This is a genomic window from Williamwhitmania sp. (genome assembly GCA_035529935.1).
In the GTDB taxonomy this organism is placed as follows: domain Bacteria; phylum Bacteroidota; class Bacteroidia; order Bacteroidales; family Williamwhitmaniaceae; genus Williamwhitmania.
In genome coordinates this window covers 33471-54685 of record DATKVT010000209.1, presented here as the reverse complement: position 1 = coordinate 54685, position 21215 = coordinate 33471, and the positions used below count along the sequence as shown (strand labels likewise).

Below are 21215 nucleotides of genomic sequence, written 5' to 3'. Positions count from 1 at the left end.
TCCTATATCGATGAGTATACCTACCGATTTAACCGTAGCTTTATGGGGAAAGGTCTATTTGACAACCTTTTAGACAGAATGCTGACCATACAACCGCATTCCTATAAAATGCTTATTACTTAAATGCCTAATTCAATTCTTTTTATGGCATTTTTTGTCATGGCTAAGAGCTATAGGTTACTACCAAAGTTAATGGTTTTTCGATTGGAAGAAACAATGACTGCAGAATATGCAGCCAAGTTGCCCAGCACTAGAACTTATCCTCAGGTAATAACACTACCAACAGCGCAGCTGAAATTAAAATAATAGAGGAATAGGGAGATTACTTCTTTAGCTTACCCTTTTCTTTTCGACGCCTTTCCCTCCTCAGTTCCCGCAGCGTCTCAGGCTTCTTTGCTTCGGCTGCGGGCTTAATTACCGGTTGTGCAGCAGGTATTACCTCAGGGCTAACTGCCATCTTCTCACCCACCAAGCGAATATGACGCAGGGTAATGTCATTCCTCGACTTGGGCCTAAGGGAATCTTTCCATGCAAACCCCTTAAGCTGAGCATCACTTTTATCGAGCTTGTCTATGGGCAATATGCGGCTTTCGGGCTTAGCACGAAAGGTGATCTGGCGTATTCTGCTATTGGCAAAATAGAGCGACAGGTTTTGGCTTTCGCAAATATTTACAGCGACAACGGTATCCTTATCCACCATGTAGTAAACGGTTTGCCCATTCCCGATGGCATCGAGCCGTGTTATCTTATTATCGGTAAAGTAGGCCGTCATATTCTTTCCCTTCAGCTGGTTGAAGTTGCTGCTGTCCACCTGTTGGGCAATAAAGGGCTCATTGATAAACTCGGCCTTAACCATCTTCTTGTTGTGCGAAAAGAACTTAATGGTGGTTGAGGTTATTTGAGTGCTATCGCTCCAAAGGATGGGGTCTTGGAACATGGTAACAGTGGAATCCTTTCCCGAAACGAACATGGAGTCGCAGCTCGACTGAAAATCTTTGCCAAAGGAGCGCACATTATGAAAGGCAATTACATTGTGAATGGTGTCGCCCTTTTCGCCATAGGTAAGCAGCGACTTTAGGGTGTCTGCTTTTACAAAAATCGTATCGTTTTCGCCTGAAACGGACACCATCACCGGTTTCTTGGAAACTAGAATCTCCTGAGGAGTTTTGTTGAAATACCCGTAATCGCCAAGGATAAAGTTTTTACGCGCAGAATCGGCAACTTGAACATTACCATACAAAAATGCCTGCTCCTTTTCCTTATAGTAGTTAATGGTATCGGCCAACACTTCACGGTGATGCTCATCCAGCAGATTGGCATCGCCAAAGGCCTGCATTAAACCGGTAACTCTGTTGTATCTCCCCCGGTTGAAGGTGAGCTGCTCCTTCGGTGTGGTAACCACTGCAGGAGCAATAAAAACTACCGTTTTAGAGTCGGTAAGATACATTATGGAGTCGGTTTTTATAACCCTATCCCCCGAAACTATTACAACCTTCCCCTTAAAAACCGCTTTTTTGTCATCCTTAAAGTAGGAGCCGTACTGGCTCACCAAATTTCCATCTGGGCTGGTTATGGTTCCCCCGGTTGAGTACTGAGCCCAATTATACTGGGTGTTGAAATTTATGGCTGTTGTCACCAGCACGGTAGAGTCGTCAACCATGCGAACCTCCTTGCCGGTAACAACCCCTTGCTTTTGGTTGCCATCGTAGGTTAAACGATCTCCATAAAGCGTTACTGCGTCACGTATGATCTTAATGTTGTGGAAAGCAATGAGCATACCGGTGCTATACTTGTAGGCACTGTCGCACAGCATAAGCGTGCCCATATGCCGTATTCGAACATGGCCAATAAGCTTCTGCACCGATTCTCCATTGGCACCTTTCATTCCAAACGCATTATCGGCATGCTCAATGCTTAGCACATTATCGCCCTGCGAAAAGAGCGGCAATGCAAGAATACTAAAAACTAAGAATGCTGTGAGGCGAAGAATGCTAAACCGCATATTTCTCAATCAATAACTTATTTTACCCAGCCTTCCTGACGGAAGTTACATTTAGCAAACTGTGGATCTATGCGAATAAACATGGTTTTCTTCTTCTGACTGAGCCAGTTAAGAAAAAACTCATGCTGGCGCTTACGCAGAGCAATTGCTTGAATCACATCGTAGTCATCCTTGATGTTTGCACGATGGGCTGGTATAATTTTCTTTACGGTAACAATCTTGTATACCATGTTGGCCAATTCGTCCCTCGACTCAAAGGCGTTTGAAACCTCTCCCTCCTTCAACTCCTTAATGGCGAAGTAGTCAGCTGGCATTAGCTGATCCTTCTCAAACCGGAAGGAACCGGTTTGCGGATTTACCATGATGCCTCCGTTGAGGTTTGTGTTCTTATCGTCCGAATACTTGCGAGCTGCATTTTCAAAGGTAATGCTATCCTGGCGAATGGCGGTTGCAATACTGTCAAGGTTTTGCTGAACCTTAATCTCATCGTCTGGGGAGAAAGTGGGTTTCATGAGAATATGACGAACATTTACCTTGTCACCCTTCTTTTCAATGAGCTGTATGATGTGATAGCCATACTCTGTCTCCACAATCTGTGAAACCTGACCTACCTTCAGGTTAAACGCTACATCGGCAAAGGGCTTAACCAATTCGCCTCTCGATCGAAAGCCCAATTCTCCACCTCTTTTGGCAGATCCCGGGTCTTCGGAATATAAAATGGCGAGAGTTGCAAATTTTTCACCATTTAAAATACGCTGACGCAGCGCAAGCAGCTTCTGCTTCACCTCAAACTTAGCCTGGGAGGCCTCGGATGGATATTTTACAATCTGCTCAATCTCATACTGGAGGTTTATCATTGGCAAGCTATCCACGGGCATCGACTTATAAAAAGCCTTCACCTCAGACGGTGTAATAGTAACCTTATCCGTAATTTTAGCCTGCATTTGCTGCGTTTGAATTTGATCCCGTAGGCTCTCCTTCAAGTCCGCCTTAATCTCGTAAATCGATTTCTTGAAGTAATCTTCAATCGCCTTTTGAGACCCCAGCTGATTGGAGAAATAGCTAAGACGTTGCTCTAGCTGTGACTCTACCTGCGATTCGCTTGGAAAAACAGAGTCGATTCTGGATTGGTTGAGAAGTATTTTTTGCGTCATCAGATTTTCCAAAACCTCACAACGAGTATTATCGTTCACGGGGATACCCTCGGCACGCATTTGAAGTATCTCCTGTTCAACATCGGAAGCAAGAATGGCGTCTGACCCTACAACGGCTACTACTTGGTCAACGATTACCTTTTGCGAAAAGGCTTTTGGCGAAAAGGAGACTAACGCAATGGCGCTAAATCCTACAAACAACTTTGTAACTCTATTCATCATTTTTTCCTCTATTGTACAAATACTTTAAATTGTCCATGGTTTAGAGCCTCATTGTAAATTTTCGACTCCAAATCTTTAATCAGAACCTGCTTGCGCTGGTTCAGAATAATCATCCTAATATTCTCTTCCTCATACTCTAATGGGGCAACTTCGCCCTTCATTTTGTAGTCCTTTATGTTCACAAGATAGGTATTCAGGCTATCTTTAAACTCCAAATTTTGGTTGCGCCGTAAAAAATCCTCCTGATTATCGGGTTGGTAAGGAATCTCTTTCAACACCAAACTAAAAGGAACCCACTGCTCGTTAAAGTAATCGTACTTTTCGGCTCCCTGAAGACATAAATCGTCCAACTGCTTAATGTCTTCACTCTTGTTCGAGCGATAAATAGCCTTTACTTTCTCAAGTACAGGAGAGTTATTTTTCAACTTGATGTATAGCGCTTTTACAATGGAATTCAAGAGCACCAAGTTACTCTTATTGTTGTTATAAAAATCCGTCACTTCCTGATTGGTGATCACGGTATCCAACTTTTGCTGGATAAACATCTGCTCATACTTGTAAATAAGCAACGAGGTGCGATAATCATCCAGCAGATGGTCGACGTTCTTTTGCGAAGTAGTGAGATTGGCCTCCGCTTTTTGCAAGGTCACTTGCCTTTTAACCCAACTCTCGGTATAGTTTTTCAAGAACTGAATACTATCCTCCTTACTGATTCCTTTGGGGAAAATCTCCAAAATTTGGGATAGAAAAAGGTCCTTCCCATAGGCACGGGCAATTGGTTTTTCCACCGATTTCCTCGTAAAAAGGCTACAGCTAGCCAGTAAAGAGAATAGCACTATTCCTACAAAAACATTTTTCACATCAGAATGCATTAATTATGAATCAAAGCTCAAAGTAACGAAGTTAAACAGGTCTATCCTATTTCTTTATGAGGGTTTTCAAAACAGCCCAATTAATTAGGACTGGATATTTTGCCCTTAGCTGCTTAACCCACTCCTTATCAAGTTTTTCCTGATAATCGGAGGTAACCATACCCTTAACTTCATTTAGGTCAGGTAGGTAATTCTGCTTCACACCATCGATAACCACAAGTGCCGGAGATGCATTTTTCTTACATACAACAAAAACTCCTTGCCCAACCGGCAGCTTCGACAATAAAACATGATCAGCAGGACGATACCAGCCGCTGGCAAAATTCACCGGCTTGAGAGCCTTACCAAAGGATTTTTTTAACGAATCGACAACAATATGAGCGAAACCAATTGAATCCACAACATGCTTAGCCCCATAAGCTAAGGTAGAATCGGAATACACCGCAATGGCAGCATGTTCCACCAAAGGTTGAATGTAATTTGTCTTGTTCTCGAGATAGAATTGACGTAAGCCTACGGTATCGTCAGAAGCCTTATTCCAAACCAAGCGGGTAGAAATATCGAAGAGTAAAATGCCATCGTGGTATTCTTTCATGAGAAAACGAAAATGCGGGTATTTACTCTCAAGCTTCGATGATTCATAGGCAAGCAGGCTATCGTTGGCCATAGCATTTACCATTTCATTTGCAAAGGAGGTCCTATTCGTTGGCATACTCCCCTCATGACCCGACAGGTATTGTGCCAACTGGTATTGGGTAAACTTTTTCTTGCTGAAGGAGAATACTGGTTTGGACATACGTTTTGCAACCTGAGCGCTCCAAGTTTTAGTGGCAAAAGAGGAGTCAATTAGGTTAATAACCGCCAACGCGTTCTTAAGGTCAGCTTTGTAGCTATAATCTTTTTTCAATTGCTCAACAAAAGCCTCTCTCCCCGCAGCGCTGCGCTCGTCGCGGCTGATGCCTTCCTTTATTTTCTGTCGAACCTCATCGAAGGAGGGTGTGGGATATTTCTCCAGCAGCTTGATGATATGCCAACCGTAGGGCGTTTGTACAGGCTGGCTAACCTCGCCCACGTATGTCAAAGCAAACGCAGCATCTTCAAAAGGAGGGATAACGCGTCCAATGCCAAATGGAGCAATCTCGCCACCATTTTTAGCAGTACCCTTATCGTCGGAGTATGTAGAGGCCATCTTGGCAAAGTCGGCACCATACATCACCGAATCGCGAATGTCGTCGATCTTAGCACGTGCACTGCTCCACTCATGAGCAGTAGCACCCTTGGGAACCATCACCATAATGTGCGCCACCCTAACCTCACCTCTGGCCGGACGCCTATCGGTAACCTTTATAATATGGTATCCAAAACGAGTACGAACTGGCGGGGAGACTTCACCCACCTTAAGTTTGTAGGCTGCATCCTCGAAAGGATAGACCATTCTAAATGCTGTAAAAAATCCAAGGTCGCCGCCGTTATGCTTGGCGGAAGGATCGCCGGAGTATGCCACTGCTAAAGAATCGAAAGGACGATTCTCTAGAACAAGCTTCCTAACCTCCATTGCCTTTGTGTAGGCAGCAAGCGTATCGGCGGGGGTAGCATCGGCCTTTAGCGGAATGAGGATGTGCGACGCCCTAACGTCGAAAAGCATGTGGTTGTATGCTTCATGCAGCACCTCCTGATCAACAGTAGTATCGGTAAGATATGGAGCCGCCAGCTGCTTGCGGTAACAGGCAAGTTCAACTTTAAATGAGGAGGCTGTGTCGAGCTTCTGGGCCAAAGCGTCTTCAACCTTCAACTTGTAGTTCACAAAAAGGTTGACATAATCGGCAACCTGTGCACTATCAACCGATGCCTTGACATCCCTGTTTTTGCTGAACAGGTAGTTAAACTCGGCCAAGGTGATTGGCTTTCCATTAATGGTTAATGCCACCTTATCTAACGGCTGTGAACTGGCGATGCCAATCAGGCAGAAGGTGAACATTGAAAGGGCAACAAATTTTTTCAGCATAAGGCTAATAAAGCTTTTCTTTCTTCCCAAAACGAGAAAAAAGCAATTCTATTTCTTTGTCTATCTTGAATAGTTTGGAGCTTCACGCGTAATGGTCACATCGTGTGGGTGACTTTCCATTATTCCTGAGTTGGTAATCCTTACAAACTTTGCCTCCTTTAACGCCGGAATGTTCGGTGAACCGCAGTATCCCATGCCGGCCCTCAACCCACCAATCATCTGGTAGAAAACTTCAGCCAGCATACCCTTGTATGGAACGCGTGCAGCAATTCCCTCCGGTACAAGCTTACTTATATCATCCTCCACATCTTGGAAATACCTATCCTTAGAGCCCAGCTGCATTGCCTCCACAGACCCCATACCCCGGTAGGACTTAAACTTCCTTCCGTTGTAAATAATGGTTTCGCCGGGTGACTCCTCCGTTCCTGCAAAAAGGGAACCAGCCATGATTGTGTCGGCTCCGGCGGCTAGTGCTTTAACAATATCGCCCGAATATCTTATTCCACCATCGGCAATAACAGGAACGCCAGTTCCCTTAAGCGCATTGGCAACATCGTAAACTGCGGTAAGCTGTGGCACCCCAACACCAGCAATAACCCTAGTGGTACAAATTGATCCAGGACCAATGCCCACCTTAACTGCGTCAGCACCAGCCTTAGCAAGCATAATGGCTGCTTCTGCTGTTGCAATATTCCCCACCACCACATCGATATGTGGATACTTTGCCTTAACTTCTTTCAGCATATTCACCACTCCCATGCTATGACCATGAGCGGTGTCAATCACAATGGCATCTACCTGTGCTTCAACTAGCGCATCAACTCTAAGCATGGTGTCGAAGGTAACCCCTACACCACCAGCAACGCGCAAACGCCCTTTGCTATCCTTGCTAGCGCTTGGATTATCTTTAATTTTGGTTATATCTTTATAGGTTAGCAGCCCAACCAGCTTATTGTTTTCGTCAACCACCGGAAGCTTTTCAATCTTATGCCGCTGTAGTATAGCAGAGGCCCGTGACAAATCGGTTCCCGGACCAGTAGTAATGACATTATCCTTGGTCATTATTTCAGTAATCGGACGCTTCATATCCTCCTGAAAGCGAAGGTCGCGGTTGGTTACAATGCCAATTAACCGTTTAGCTTCATCAACGACCGGAATTCCACCAATCTTATAGTCTCGCATTAGGGTGAGAGCATCGCCAACATTGGCATCCTTATTGATGGTGATAGGATCGTAAATCATCCCATTCTCAGCACGTTTCACCATACGAACATGGGCCGCCTGCTTTTCAATGCTCATGTTTTTGTGGACAACACCTATTCCACCTTCTCTTGCAATGGCAATGGCTAAAGCCGCTTCGGTAACGGTATCCATTGCAGCAGAAACAATTGGAGCATTTAACTCAATGTTTCTACTAAAGCGAGTAGCAACGCTTACATCTCGAGGCAAAACTTCTGAATAGGCAGGAACTAAAAGAACATCATCAAAGGTTAGCCCTTCGCCCACCAACTTTTCGTTAAGGAATGACATGGGTAGCGTTTTTGTTAAAAATTGCGCTAAAGTACAAAAAAATACGCAAAGCATTTTCCTCCTTGACATAAAAGGCCTTGGAGTCAACCCAAAATAACTATTTTTAACACTTGATCCTTCTTGCTCAAGTTGTGGTTAAACCCTACATTTGTGATTAATGGACAACTTCAACCAAATACTATTACGCTACTGGGGTTACGCCTCTTTTCGTCCTCTTCAGGAGGAGATAATTCAGTCGGTATACGATGGCAACGACACCCTTGCCCTGCTGCCAACTGGCGGGGGTAAATCCATCTGCTTTCAGGTTCCAGCGTTAGCCAAGGAGGGTATTTGTCTCGTAATCACGCCTCTCATTGCCCTAATGAAGGATCAGGTAGAAAGCCTTGCAAAAAAGGGTATTAAGGCATTAGCTGTGCACTCTGGCATGAGCCGTCGCGAAATTGACAACGTGCTGGAAAAAGCGGCTACCATGGATTACAAATTCCTTTACCTATCGCCCGAACGGCTGGGTACCAGACTTTTTACCGACAAGTTGAAGGGAATGAATGTAAACCTCCTCGCGGTAGACGAGGCACACTGCATCTCGCAGTGGGGTTATGATTTTCGACCCAGCTATATGAAGATTGCGGAGATAAGGAGCTATATACCTAATGTTCCTATCCTAGCCCTCACCGCTACTGCAACGCCAGAGGTGTCCATCGATATTCAGGAAAGGCTCCAATTCAGCAAGAAGAATTTGTTGAAAAAAAGTTTTGAGCGAAAGAACCTAATTTATGTAGTAAGGGAAACCGAAGATAAGCCAAAATTGCTTGTTAAATTGGTGGAGAAAATCCCCGGCAGCGGTGTGGTGTATGTACGGAATCGCCAGTCGGCAAAGGACATGGCTGAGCTGTTGGTCAGCCATGGGTTCTCCGCCGATTACTACCACGCTGGGCTAGGTTCCGACGCCCGAAGTATTAAGCAGGATCAGTGGAAGCAGGGAAAAATCCGAATCATGGTATCTACCAACGCCTTTGGCATGGGCATCGATAAGTCGGACGTGCGATTTGTTGTCCACACCGACTTGCCCGATTCTCCAGAAGCCTATTTCCAGGAGGCAGGAAGAGCAGGCCGTGATGAGAAAACCGCCTTTGCCATTTTGCTCTATAGCCCTAGCGACAAGCTAAAGTTAAAACAACGGATTGAAACCACCTTCCCTCCCATTGAGGAGGTAAAGAGCACCTACCATGCGCTGGGTAACTACCTGCAGCTACCCCTAGGCGGAGGGAAAGAGACGGTCCACGACTTTAAGTTGCAAAATTTCGCATCCTCATACAAGCTAAATGCACTCAGAGCATTCAACTCGCTCAAGATTTTGGAGATGGAGGGTTACCTCGAACTAACCGAAGAGATTGACAACCCCTCTAGGTTGATGTTTATTATGGAGCGTAATGAGCTTTACAAGTTGCAGGTAACAAACCCCGCCCTCGACAAAGTTATTAAGCTCCTGCTGAGAACCTACCCTGGCCTATTCTCCGGATTTGTGAGAATAGAGGAAGATACGCTTGCAAAGCGCGCAAGCATTACAGGTTTGGAGATGAAGGAGTTGATAAAAATGCTTGATAAGTTGCACGTTGTTAGCTACTTTCAACAAAAAAGGACTCCATTACTGATTATGCAGGAGGAACGGCTTGACGATAAAAACCTGCGCATCTCTCCAGAGAGCTACCTGAACCGCAAAACACGCTACCAGGGCAGAATTGAAGCCATGCTTCAGTATGCTGAGACAACTACCAAATGCCGAAGCCAGCAGCTGCTCTCCTACTTTGGTGAAAATACAAGCTACCGCTGTGGGCTGTGCGATGTATGCAAGCAGCGCAACGAGATAGACCTCAGCAAGGTTGAATTCGACAACATCCTCAATGGAATTAAGGATGCCCTTGCTGCAAAAAGCCAAACGGTGGAGGAACTAACCGATAGCCTTGCATTTCCTTCAGATAAAACCACCAAAGTTATTCGTTGGCTACTTGACCATGAGAAGCTAACACTCAGCAACAACCATCTTCATTGGAGTAATCCGCAATAGTTTTGTATCTTTGCCGCCATAAAAAAATGAATAATGACAGAATTTGAAGGGGCCGGGCAGCTAGTATATTCAAAGCCAGTGTTGGAATTTACCACTGTTGCTAATGAGGTTTGTAAATTTATTGAAAATCCCACGAGCACAGAGGTTGCCTCTCTACTAAGCACACTCCAGAAAGTGTTGCCATTCCTATATATGAAAGCAACGCTTCTTCCTCAAACAGAGCTGCTCTTTGATGATGGCAACGAAAAGTTTGTCACAGAAGAAGAGTGGCAAGCAATCCACAATCGTCTGCTCGCAATTATTGGCAAATACGACAGCTATTTGGAACTCATGGACGAGGAGAGCGAAACCGATGAGGCCAAGGTATCCTCTATCTCGGAAAACCTTGCCGACATATACCAAGACTTGAAAGACTACAGCTCCCTCTTCCAAATTGGAGCTGAGCAAATAATGAACGATGCTCTCTGGGAGATTAAATATAATTTTCAGCGATACTGGGGTATAAAGGTACTCTCCACCATGAGCACCATACACCGGCTACTCGAAAATCCAGAAAGCCTTTCTAGTTCTGAAGAAGCAAAAAATGTTGAGCAAGACACCAGCAACTGGATAATCTCAAGGAAACAAGAAGAGTATAAAAAGAAATAATGGTTCTAGGTTTTAAACAAAATATTGAGAAAGAGGAGTTAGAGCTGCTACCCTTCTTTCACTTCGAAGGCAAAATCATAACTATTAATACGCCCGAGGAGGCTGTGAGTGCCGCTAACTATCTGCTAGAAAAAGACGCTCTGGGGTTCGATACAGAAACTCGACCCTCTTTTCGAAAAGGCACAAACAACCATGTGGCACTTCTACAGCTATCTACAGCCGAAGAGGCCTTTCTATTTCAACTAGGAAGCACTGGTATGCCTCAACAGTTAAAGGAAGTGCTCGCCAGCAATAATATCCTGAAAATTGGCGTAGGCATTAAAGATGATATACGATCGCTGCGTGCTCTTTCCGAATTTTCGCCAGGAGGCTTTATGGAACTGCAAACTTACAGCACTCCCTTTGGTATTGAAGGCAAGAGCCTAAAGAAACTTTCAGCCATTGTGCTTGGCGTGCGAATTTCTAAATCGCAGCAGCTCACCAACTGGGAAAACACCACGCTTACCGAGGCACAAAAACGTTACGCAGCAACAGATGCATACATGTGCCTACAGATTTACAATAAACTTTCTTGTTATAAAAAAGTTACCCCTGCATGATAGCCACCATAATCTTAAAAAGAGGCAAGGAACAGTCGCTGCTCCGGTTTCACCCCTGGATATTCTCTGGAGCAATTGCCCGCATTGAGGGAAGTCCTGCTGAAGGTGATCTAGTAGAGGTATTCACTGCTGAAAACAGCTTCATCGGAACCGGACACTACCAAATTGGTTCCATAACTGTGAGAATGCTCACCTTTGAACCCGAAAAGTTCACCGATAACTTCTGGCACGAAAGAATTGTGGAAGCAATAAAGCTGCGTAAGGCAATAGGCCTAATGCAAAACAGCCACACCAACTCCTTTCGGCTTATCCATGGAGAGGGAGACGGGCTACCTGGTTTAATCGTCGACATATACGATACCACTGCCGTAATACAAGCCCATACGGTTGGCATGTACCGCAACCGCCAAATCATTGCCGAATCGCTGATGGCCATTCCGGAGATGCAGCTTCAGTCCGTGTACGATAAGAGTTCAACCACCCTGCCCTTTAACGCTGGGCTCAACCCACAAGATGGCTTCCTTATTGGTGAGTTGGGAACCTCGTGGGCAAGAGAAAACGACTTGCATTTTGACATTGACTGGGCTGAAGGACAAAAAACCGGCTTCTATATCGACCAGCGGGAAAACCGCATGTTGCTCGAACGCTACAGTGCCGGAAGAAACGTGCTCAACATGTTTTGTTATACTGGTGGATTCTCTGTTTATGCCCTGCGTGGCAAAGCCAACCTAGTGCATAGCGTGGATAGCTCCAAGCGAGCCATTGAGCTGACCAATGCCAACGTAGAACGCAACTTTGGAAACGCTTCCCAACATAAAGCTTTCGCGGAGGATGCTTTCAGCTTTTTCCGAAAGGAGGAGGAAAAATACAACCTCATTGTACTCGACCCACCCGCCTTTGCAAAGCACAACAAAGTATTGGGCAATGCGCTCCAAGGGTATAAAAGGCTCAACACCATTGCGCTTTCAAAAATCCAGTCGGGTGGAATTTTATTCACTTTCAGCTGCTCTCAGGTAGTTACCAAGGAACATTTTCGGAATACCGTATTTACGGCTGCCGCCATTGCTGGCCGTAAGGTGCGTATTCTACATCAGCTATCGCAGCCTGCTGATCATCCCATCAACATTTACCATCCTGAGGGAGAATACCTTAAAGGATTGGTAGTGTATGTTGAATAGTTAAGTGAGGCAATTGTAGATAAATCAACAGAGAAGGATTTTAAGAAGCAAGGTGCTAGCGAATAAAGGCCCAAGCGTCGCCGTTGGAGATATTTGGGCTAAACACGTAACCCTCCTCCTCAAAAAATTTAAGTTGCTCAGGATCTTCAATACGCTCCTTCACGACAAATCGCGCCATTAGCCCTCTGGCCCTCTTTGCATAAATGGCCACCATTCGCGGTTTTCCGCTAGTCAACTCATAAAAGTTGGGGGTAACTACCCTTATCTGTTTTGCAATGGGCGCAACGGATTTGAAATACTCCTGCGACGCAAGATTTATTAGCACGGGTATAACTTGGCTTTCCAATTCTTTTAGTAAATCATTTACCAGCATATTGCCCCAATACTCATAAAGATTGGCAAAGCCGTTCGTGGTGACCTTGCGCCCCATCTCCAATCGGTAGGGTTGCATAAAATCGAGCGGTCTTAAAACGCCATACAGCCCAGAAAGTATTCGAATTGACCCATGAGCAAACTCTACATCCTCCAGAGATAGCGAGTTGGCTTCGAACCCTTCGTACACGTCACCCCTAAAGGTAAAGAGTGCTGGAGTAGCATTTGCCTCCGTGAAAGGAGTATGCCACTGCTGAAACCGCTCAACAGTAAGTCGGGCAAGGTCAGGACTAATCTGCATGAGAGTGGAGATTTCATCCATATCCATGGATTTCATTCGTTGAACTAGGCTTGCTGCATAGCGCAAATACCTAGGCTGAGACCCCGAAACCTTATATTCTGGAGGTGTGAATTTTATTGTTTTTGACGGTGATAAAATTGTCAACATAGCTTTTTTTAGTATTTTGCTTGCCAAATAATTAGCGTTGATATAACGTTCCCATGGGAAACAGAAACTTCACACGAAAGTTAATAAATATCCACTTATTGTCTATTGCTACAAAGTTTAAACAACATGTTTTTGTAGCGCTTATAGCACTTTTTCTTGCTCTAATCCCATCCAACTCACTCGCGCTTGAGAAGGTAAAGCTCCTGCTTAAATGGAAGCATCAGTTCCAGTTTGCAGGATACTACGCAGCCATTGCTCAGGGATACTACCAGAAAGCCGGTCTTGATGTTGAAATTAAGGAGGCTGACTCGGAAGCATACACCATTGATCAGGTAGTTAAGGGCAACTACGATTTTGGTATAGCTAATTCAGGTATTGTTGTGCACTACCTCAACGGGGAGCCAGTGGTAGTAATGGCCGCCATCTGCCAGCGTTCACCTTCGGTGCTGTTGGTGAAAAAATCATCGGGCATTACCTCGGCAAAGGATCTTCGAGGAAAAACAATCATGGTCGGTGAAACGGGCTATGCGGGCGAAATATTTGCCATGCTTAAGGAAGCAGGACTTAATAAAGGGGATTACAAAGTTGTACCTCCATCCTTCAGCTTAAACGAGCTACTTTCGGGAAAGGTAGATGCGCTCAATGCATATGTATCTAACGAACCTTACTTTTTGCAGAAGTTCGACATCGACTACGTAACCATTTCACCCGATGATTACGGTATTAATTTTTATGCTGATTGCCTCTTTACCACCCAAAATTACATCAGTAAACATGCCAATACTGCTGATAAATTTCTTGAAGCTTCACTGAAGGGTTGGGATTACGCGCTTAGCCATCAGGAGGAGATGGCCGATTTAATTCTTGAAAAATATAACCCAACAAAGATCAAGGACCATTTGCTTTTTGAGGCTCAAACGCTGGACAAGTACATTATGCCGGGAATAATTGAAGTTGGACACATGGATAAGAAGCGATGGAATAAGATAGCCCAAACCTACTATAAACTTGGCCTAGCAAAATCGGACAAGTCGCTCGACAAGTTCATTTACGTTAAAAAAGACGAACGCCGCGCAAAAAATTTAATACCACTGAGCCTTACCTTTTTCGGGTTAATGTTACTTGCCATTGGTCTGACCATTTATTACTTTTTTGCCACAAAAAATACCCGAAAAGATATGAGAAGAGCTATTGCTCTTTTCAAGGTTGAACGCAAGGACAAGGAAAAGGCCATGGCAGAACTTCTCCAGTCGAGAAATCAGCTCAACCTACATATGCATGATGGTAAGCGGTTTGCCGAACAGAGGGATACCTTCCTAGCAAACCTTTCACACGAAGTTAGAACCCCAATGAATGCAATCGTAGGTTTTTCCAACCTTGTGCAAAAGGGTCAGATTGAAGAAGATAAGTATCATGAGGTTTTTGATATAATTCAAAAAAACAGCCTAAACCTACTTAAGGTTATCGATAACCTTGTTGACCTATCAAAAATCCAAACAGGGAATCTAAAGGTTAGCCTAAGCAGAATCAGCATTGACAAACTTATGCAGGAGTGCATTACTTATCTCCACGAGGAGGTTGAGCCCTTGCTGCGTGACAAGGTCCAATTTAAGATCGAGGCACCTTCAAATCCAATCTACATAAGAACAGATGAGCGACGACTTAAACAAGCCATATGTAACCTAGCAAACTCCTTTTCTCGCATTATTGAAGAAGGAGAAGTTTCACTGCTAATAAAAGAAGATTCGGGCAACCTAATTTTTATTCTTCGCGAAGTAAATAAAGAAATTTCCGAAAACGAGATGCGGCAGCTGCTCGAGGACCAGAATGTCTACACTGAACCAATGCAACCGTTAGCGGAGGGCGTCAGCTTAAACATATCGCTATCGAGGGAACTCATTAAGTTGCTCAACGGAAACATATGGTTCGAAACAAGCGCCGAAAATGGAACCTCAATCTACATTTCCATTCCATTTATCGCTGCAACACAGCAACACCCGCAGCCCAAAGAGGGGGTTTACCCATACAAAATGCTCGAAAAACTTGTTGTTCTGGTGGTTGAAGACGATCCCAGCAACAGCCTTTTGCTGAAGGCTATGCTCGAAAAAAGGGGTGCCACTGTCATTATTGCTAAAAATGGTCGTGAGGCTGTCGACTTTGCGCTCTTTAACCCCCAGATCCAGCTGGTGTTGATGGACATTAAACTTCCTGAAATTAATGGCCTTGACGCTACCAGAATGATAAAAAAGGAGAAGCCCAACTTGCCAATCATTGCTCAAACAGCCTACGCCATGGAGGAGGATCGTTACCGTTGCCTAGAGGCTGGATGCGACGACTACATAGTAAAACCCATAATACAGGAAGAACTATTTCAAAAGTTGCTGGAATTTTCTGTAAAAATTAACGAGAACAACCGTTAAAGAGCCATTCTGGCCAGTGGTGCAACATCAAGCCCCGCGCGGTTGCCTTGGAGATAATTGTAGTATCCTGCAATGGCAATCATAGCAGCGTTATCGGTGGTATAGCGAAACTCAGGTATGAAAACATTCCATCCCCGCTTTGCTCCCTCCTCAACTAGTCTTGCTCGAATACCAGAATTTGCAGACACTCCACCTGCAATTGCAATGTCCTTAACATTCTTTTCCTTCGCCAACTTCACCAACTTGTCAAACAAGATATCAATTATTGTAGCCTGCAGCGATGCACAAAGATCGGCTTTGTGCTCCTCAATAAAGTTGGAATTGGTAGCCACAGCATCACGCAAGAAGTAGAGGAACGATGTTTTCAAACCGCTAAAGCTGTAATCAAAATTCTTGATGGACGGTTTATTAAAAACAAATGCTTTGGGATTTCCCTCTTTTGCCAGCTTATCAATAACTGGTCCACCCGGGTAAGGTAGTCCCATCACCTTAGCACACTTATCAAAAGCCTCTCCGGCAGCATCGTCAAGGGTTTGGCCCAAAATCTCCATGTTGAGGTAATCATTTACCAGCACCAGCTGAGTATGACCTCCGGAAACGAGCATACAAATAAATGGAAATTTGGGATGGGGCAATTCCTTTCCCTCCTCCTTAATAAAATGAGCCAAAATGTGCCCTTGAAGGTGATTAACCTCCACCATGGGTATATTTAAACCGAGCGCCAACCCCTTTGCAAAGGATGTACCTACCAATAACGATCCAAGAAGTCCAGGACCTCTAGTAAACGCAACAACGTCTACCTCCTCATGTGCAACCCCTGCCAACTTCAATGCACGATCTACAACTGGTATAATATTTTGCTGATGTGCCCGAGAAGCGAGCTCTGGAATTACGCCACCATACTGCTTATGCACGTCCTGGTTGGCAATCACGTTTGACAAAATATACTCATTGCGAAGGACCGAAGCAGAGGTATCGTCGCACGAACTCTCAATACCTAGAACAACAACACACTTTTCACTACTAATCATGGTTCAGTTTACCTTTTTTTTTGCTTTTTTTGTAAAGTTAATACTTGGTAAAAGTATCAAAAAAATTCTAAGAATTTCGGCCATTACCTTTGGGTGCATCATCCTGCTTTTAGCAGGGGGGAGCTTCCTGCTTCTCCAGAGTCCCAAGGTTCAAACATATCTCACCAAAACTATTGCTGAGGGGCTTGGCAGCCGGCTTAATACAACCATAACCATTGGAGCAGTAAGCTTTCGACCATTCAACAGCCTTGTTCTGAAAAATGTTTTTGTAGCCGATCAAAACGGGGATACATTGCTCTTTTCCAAAGAAATAGCAGCAAAACTAACACGCATTAACTTCAAAAAGAGGAGCGTTACCTTTGGCAGCATTCTCCTAAAATCGACCACCGGAAAACTTTATGCTGACTCCACAGGCAAGACAAATTTTGATTTTCTGGTGGATGCCCTCAGCTCTCCGAGCGATACCACCTCAACCTCCAAGGAAAACCCCAACTGGAAAATTGAGCTAAATAGCCTCGCCATTGAGGATTTGAACTTTGTATACAAACAGCAAAATAACGATAAACCAGAATGGGGAGTCAACTATGATGACCTACGCGTCAGCCACCTGAACCTTAATATTTCTGACCTTAGAACAAGCGGTGATAGCCTTTCGTGCTACATAGACTATATCAATTTGGAAGAAAAATCGGGATTTAAGCTCGATAAGCTTTCCGGCTTTTACCTAATGACCCCAAAATCGATGTCGATCTATAAGGGAGATTTAATTGCGGGTAACACGTCCCTTCATCTACAAGAACTAAAATTCTCCTACGACAGCCTCGCCAACTTTGATGATTTTGTGAACAAGGTAAAAATGAGAGGACTGATACCACAGTCGGTGCTCGATATGAAAACCCTTAGCTACTTCGTTCCTGATTTTGAAAAGATAAAAGGTGTTTACTTTATCGACCTCGATGTGGATGGTCCTGTGGCAAACCTTAACGCTAAAAAGGTGAAGGTCAGAACACTTCAAAAAACCTCTCTCGAAACCTCTTTCATCATGCGAGGGCTACCCGACATTGATCGCACGCTCATCCTATGCAACATTGAATCGCTCACATCAACACCCAAAGAGGTTGAGACCATCCTCAATAACCTAATACCAGGAAATGGAATACAGTTTGCCAACAACCTACAAAAGGACAGCCCCTTCAATCTCTCGTGGAGTTTCAACGGCTACATAGAAAACTTTGTAACCTTTGGAGAGCTAAACAGTGCCGCTGGCCTTCTGAGCGCCAACTTCTACATGAAGCCTCAAAACAAAAGAACAATTTTTGATGGAAGCCTACAATTTAAGGAGTTGGATGCCGAAAAGTTGCTGGCAGACACACTGCTCGGAAAGGTAACGGCCAGTATTAAGGGAAAAGGCTACTACTTCAAGCAGCACGTTGAAGCCAATGTAACTGCCAAAATTGATAGACTCGATCTTCAAGGATACTCCTATAGTGACATTTTCTTCGATGGAAAGGCTACTGAAAGTTCGTTTGATGGTAGTATTGTGAGCAAGGACCCCAATTTAAAGTTTAACCTGAACGGTAAAATCGATTTTTCAAAGGAGCTGCCGGTATTCGATTTCTCTCTCTTTTTGGCAAAAGCCGACCTCTTCCATCTTAATATGTACGACAAAGATACCTTGTCTCTTCTGTCGTTTGGCCTCTCCTCCAAACTATCGGGCAACAGCCTCGACAACCTCAACGGGGAGCTGAGTATTCAGAACCCAATTTATCGCTCCTCTTCCCATAACCATAAGCTTGGCAACATTGAGCTCAAAGCAGCCAGCAGTGCCTTCAGCCATAGCCTGAGCCTTAAATCGGACATGGTTGATGCAGAACTTCGGGGCAAATATAGCTTTGCAAACATCTCTGTATCATTGGTCAATTTTTTTCAGAAGTACTTACCGGCCATGCAAGCTAAGCAAAGCTCACAACCACCTACTGTAGCCGAATCTGAAGAGGGAAATTCCGACCAAACTTACATGCTGAGAATAAATGTCAAAAAAGCTGGTAGCGAAATGCTTAGCGACATTGTGCCCGGCCTTTTGATTGGCAGCAACTCAACAATTTTTTCTATCTACAACCCTGTTCTCCAGACCGTCAATATCAGAGCTCGATTTCCCGAAATTGGCCTCGACGACAATAAAATGAAAGAGCTCACCATTACAGCCCAAACAGTTGACTCATTGCTGAAAGTTGGCTTTACAGCAAATCAACTCGACGCTGGTGGTATTCAAATTCAGCAGGTGAACTTTGCCACCACTACCGCCAATAATATCTCAAAATTCAAATTAGACTGGGATAATCAGAGTGACAAAAAAAATAGTGGAACTATATTGGGTAGAATAAACCTCCTAGAAAGAGGTGACTCAACCAAACCTTTAGCAAGAATCACCTTCGATCCATCTGACTTGATATTAAACGATACTACATGGAGCATTGGAGGCTCCTCCGTTGACCTTGACTCTAACCTAATCGCCTTCCACAACATCAATTTATACAACAAGCATCAGAGCATTGCCATTTCCGGAAAGGCCGGTGGCATGGTAACTGACTCCATTGAGGTTTCATTTAACAACATCGACATTTCAAACATCAATTTTCTGACAGAATCAACAGGCTACAACTTCCAGGGTATCATTAACGGCTATGCTAAAATTGGAGATTTGTTTGACAATCCAATATTTTCCTCGAACCTTTATCTCAAAGATCTTAAAGTAAACGACAAATTGGTGGGCACATCTCAAATCCAAAGCCTTTGGGATGATGAATCGCAGAAGTTTATGGTTACCGTAACCACAGTGAGAAACGACACCACCCTTTTTACGCTGGATGGAAGCTACGAGCCCAAGCAGGATAACCTGAATTTGAAAGCAGAAATTCACTCACTTATGATGGAGAGGTTCAGCCCATTCCTTGCCGACATTCTCTCTGAACCTGAAGGTGGGCTTGAAGGGGAAATAAGCGTTACTGGCAAACTTTCGTCACCGGTAATCAATGGCAACCTAAAGACGAACAACCTTGGATTCACGGTGGATTACCTCAATACGCATTACAAAGTTGATGCCCCAATTGAGATCAGGAATGGACAGGTGTCCATAAAAAATGGGAAATTATTAGATTCTAAGGGGGGCAAGGCCTCTTTGGATGCAACTTTTACCCATAATAACTTCAGTAATATTTTTTACAAAATCAATCTAGGCCTCAAAAACTTACAGTGCATCAACACTACCCAACGCAACAACGAACTTTTCTATGGCCTTGCATACGCAAGCGGAACAGCAACAATATCGGGAAATGCCGACGCCCTGCTCATAGAGGCCAATGCCACTACAGATAAGAACACCAGTATGATGATTCCGCTTAATTCAGCCAACGAGGTAAGCAACTCCGACTTCTTAACTATTGTAAAACCAAAAACTGATGAAATTGTTATAGAGGAAAAGAAGGAGGAAAAAGCGGAAGATCAGATGCAGCTAAATATTAATTTAAACTTGAACGTTAATACGAACGCAGAGGCCCAGATCATTATCGACCCAAAAGTTGGTGACATAATCAAGGCTACCGGCAATGGCAATCTAAAGATGGAGATCAACCCTAATCAGGACATCTTCAAGATATATGGTGACTACACTATCGACCAAGGAGACTACCTCTTCACCCTACAGAACGTAATTAACAAACACTTTAAAATTGATAACGGCAGCACCCTTCGCTGGAATGGAGACGCTTCTAATGCCAGCGTCGACATTAAAGCAGTGTATAAGCTAAAAGCGGCGTTAAGCGATTTGCTCAACGATACCAGCGCAGTGTATAAACGTCGGATACCTGTGGAATGCCAAATTCTGATGACCGATAAGTTAATGCAGCCAACCATTAAATTCAACATCAACATTCCAAATATTGATGCAGAAACCCAAGGTAAGGTTTTGAATGCGCTGAACACCGATGAAAAAGTTAGTAAACAATTCCTCTCCCTGCTGGTCATCAATAGCTTTTTTCCCGACATGGCCTTCAACGAAATGCAGAACCAGAACGGAGTATCAGGCCAAAGTTTTGGAGCAGCCAGCGTAAGTGTAACCGCAAGCGAGTTCCTATCGAATCAGCTGAGCAACTGGCTCTCACAGCTAAGCAAAACATTCGATGTGGGATTCAAGTATCGCCCAGGAGACCAAGTAACTAACGACGAGGTTGAGGTAGCCATCTCCACCCAGCTATTTAACGATCGGGTGACCGTTAACGGCAATGTGGATATGGGTGGCAATAGCAAAACATCAGGGAATGGACTAGGTGGCGACTTTGACATTGAATACAAAATTACCCCGAAACTTAGTGTAAAGGGGTTTACACGGTCCAACGACAACCTAATTTATGAGCGTTCACCCAATACTCAAGGCATTGGTATCTCCTACCGGGAGGAGTTCAACAACCTTGGCGATTTAAGGAGGAAGATTTTCGGAAGTAAAAAAGACAAAAAAGCCAAGAAAAACCTTCCGCCAGCCGACACAACCAATCAAAATGGGACGTTACCGGTAGAGCCTAGAGTTAAAGACCAAAGCAGCGCAGACACCACTGGTGTTGGAACAAAATAAAAACGTTAAACTGTCGTTTTTTTTGTAAATTCGTGCAATTAA

Annotated in this window: 14 protein-coding genes; 7 read left to right on the top strand and 7 right to left on the bottom strand. The window is 44.2% G+C overall.

The window, feature by feature from the left end; all coding sequences use genetic code 11:
* Nucleotides 1-123: IS1595 family transposase (locus VMW01_16075; GenBank protein ID HUW07768.1), on the top strand; the 123-nt coding region annotated here is incomplete at its 5' end.
* A gap of 199 nt (nucleotides 124-322) precedes the next feature.
* Here the strand turns inward: VMW01_16075 and VMW01_16070 are convergent.
* Genes VMW01_16070 through guaB form a run of 5 tightly spaced genes read right to left on the bottom strand, consistent with a single transcriptional unit; the run spans nucleotide 323 to nucleotide 7785 of the window.
* Nucleotides 323-2002, bottom strand: a complete 1680-nt coding sequence (locus VMW01_16070; protein ID HUW07767.1) for an OstA-like protein — start codon at nucleotides 2000-2002, stop codon at nucleotides 323-325.
* Nucleotides 2003-2019: 17 nt separating this feature from the next.
* The gene (locus VMW01_16065) at nucleotides 2020-3378 is read right to left on the bottom strand and encodes a peptidylprolyl isomerase (protein HUW07766.1); all 1359 of its coding nucleotides are present in this window, start codon (nucleotides 3376-3378) and stop codon (nucleotides 2020-2022) included.
* An 8-nt stretch (nucleotides 3379-3386) separates the two neighbouring features.
* Nucleotides 3387-4238 carry a hypothetical protein gene (locus VMW01_16060; protein ID HUW07765.1) on the bottom strand — a complete coding sequence of 284 codons (852 nt, stop codon included), beginning with the start codon at nucleotides 4236-4238 and terminating at the stop codon, nucleotides 3387-3389.
* Nucleotides 4239-4296: 58 nt separating this feature from the next.
* Complete coding sequence (locus VMW01_16055; GenBank protein HUW07764.1) at nucleotides 4297-6255, bottom strand: peptidylprolyl isomerase; 1959 nt, start codon at nucleotides 6253-6255, stop codon at nucleotides 4297-4299.
* Nucleotides 6256-6315: 60 nt separating this feature from the next.
* Entirely contained in the window at nucleotides 6316-7785 is a 1470-nt protein-coding gene (gene guaB / locus VMW01_16050; GenBank protein ID HUW07763.1) for an IMP dehydrogenase, read from the bottom strand.
* A 157-nt stretch (nucleotides 7786-7942) separates the two neighbouring features.
* Between guaB and VMW01_16045 the strand changes: the two genes are divergently transcribed.
* The 4 genes from VMW01_16045 to VMW01_16030 are packed head-to-tail and all read left to right on the top strand — an operon-like array spanning nucleotide 7943 to nucleotide 12275.
* Entirely contained in the window at nucleotides 7943-9850 is a 1908-nt protein-coding gene (locus VMW01_16045) for an ATP-dependent DNA helicase RecQ (GenBank protein HUW07762.1), read from the top strand.
* Nucleotides 9851-9883: 33 nt separating this feature from the next.
* Complete coding sequence (locus tag VMW01_16040; protein ID HUW07761.1) at nucleotides 9884-10498, top strand: DUF5063 domain-containing protein; 615 nt, start codon at nucleotides 9884-9886, stop codon at nucleotides 10496-10498.
* Nucleotides 10498-11097 carry a 3'-5' exonuclease gene (locus VMW01_16035; GenBank protein HUW07760.1) on the top strand — a complete coding sequence of 200 codons (600 nt, stop codon included), beginning with the start codon at nucleotides 10498-10500 and terminating at the stop codon, nucleotides 11095-11097. Before VMW01_16040 ends, VMW01_16035 begins: the two co-directional genes overlap by 1 nt.
* A complete protein-coding gene (locus VMW01_16030) occupies nucleotides 11094-12275 on the top strand; it encodes a class I SAM-dependent rRNA methyltransferase (protein HUW07759.1) in 1182 nt (393 codons plus the stop codon). The genes VMW01_16035 and VMW01_16030 overlap by 4 nt, the downstream gene beginning before the upstream one ends.
* Before the next feature lie 55 nt (nucleotides 12276-12330).
* On the opposite strand, the gene yaaA is transcribed toward VMW01_16030, so the two are convergent.
* The gene (yaaA, locus tag VMW01_16025; GenBank protein HUW07758.1) at nucleotides 12331-13095 is read right to left on the bottom strand and encodes a peroxide stress protein YaaA; all 765 of its coding nucleotides are present in this window, start codon (nucleotides 13093-13095) and stop codon (nucleotides 12331-12333) included.
* A 98-nt stretch (nucleotides 13096-13193) separates the two neighbouring features.
* Between yaaA and VMW01_16020 the strand changes: the two genes are divergently transcribed.
* Entirely contained in the window at nucleotides 13194-15515 is a 2322-nt protein-coding gene (locus tag VMW01_16020) for an ABC transporter substrate-binding protein (protein ID HUW07757.1), read from the top strand.
* Here the strand turns inward: VMW01_16020 and tsaD are convergent.
* Entirely contained in the window at nucleotides 15512-16546 is a 1035-nt protein-coding gene (gene tsaD / locus VMW01_16015) for a tRNA (adenosine(37)-N6)-threonylcarbamoyltransferase complex transferase subunit TsaD (GenBank protein ID HUW07756.1), read from the bottom strand. The two genes, VMW01_16020 and tsaD, sit on opposite strands and share 4 nt — an antisense overlap.
* On the opposite strand from tsaD, the gene VMW01_16010 reads away from it, so the two are divergent.
* Nucleotides 16545-21173, top strand: a complete 4629-nt coding sequence (locus tag VMW01_16010; GenBank protein ID HUW07755.1) for a translocation/assembly module TamB domain-containing protein — start codon at nucleotides 16545-16547, stop codon at nucleotides 21171-21173. The genes tsaD and VMW01_16010 overlap by 2 nt on opposite strands.
* The last annotated feature ends 42 nt before the right edge of the window (nucleotides 21174-21215 follow it).

Coding starts and splice junctions, on each gene's coding strand:
- VMW01_16070 (HUW07767.1), bottom strand. CDS start 2,002: ATGCGGTTTAGCATTCTTCGCCTCACAGCATTCTTAGTTTTTAGTATT.
- VMW01_16065 (HUW07766.1), bottom strand. CDS start 3,378: ATGATGAATAGAGTTACAAAGTTGTTTGTAGGATTTAGCGCCATTGCG.
- VMW01_16055 (HUW07764.1), bottom strand. CDS start 6,255: ATGCTGAAAAAATTTGTTGCCCTTTCAATGTTCACCTTCTGCCTGATT.
- guaB (HUW07763.1), bottom strand. CDS start 7,785: ATGTCATTCCTTAACGAAAAGTTGGTGGGCGAAGGGCTAACCTTTGAT.
- VMW01_16045 (HUW07762.1), top strand. CDS start 7,943: ATGGACAACTTCAACCAAATACTATTACGCTACTGGGGTTACGCCTCT.
- VMW01_16040 (HUW07761.1), top strand. CDS start 9,884: ATGACAGAATTTGAAGGGGCCGGGCAGCTAGTATATTCAAAGCCAGTG.
- VMW01_16035 (HUW07760.1), top strand. CDS start 10,498: ATGGTTCTAGGTTTTAAACAAAATATTGAGAAAGAGGAGTTAGAGCTG.
- VMW01_16030 (HUW07759.1), top strand. CDS start 11,094: ATGATAGCCACCATAATCTTAAAAAGAGGCAAGGAACAGTCGCTGCTC.
- yaaA (HUW07758.1), bottom strand. CDS start 13,095: ATGTTGACAATTTTATCACCGTCAAAAACAATAAAATTCACACCTCCA.
- VMW01_16010 (HUW07755.1), top strand. CDS start 16,545: ATGGTTCAGTTTACCTTTTTTTTTGCTTTTTTTGTAAAGTTAATACTT.
- tsaD (HUW07756.1), bottom strand. CDS start 16,546: ATGATTAGTAGTGAAAAGTGTGTTGTTGTTCTAGGTATTGAGAGTTCG.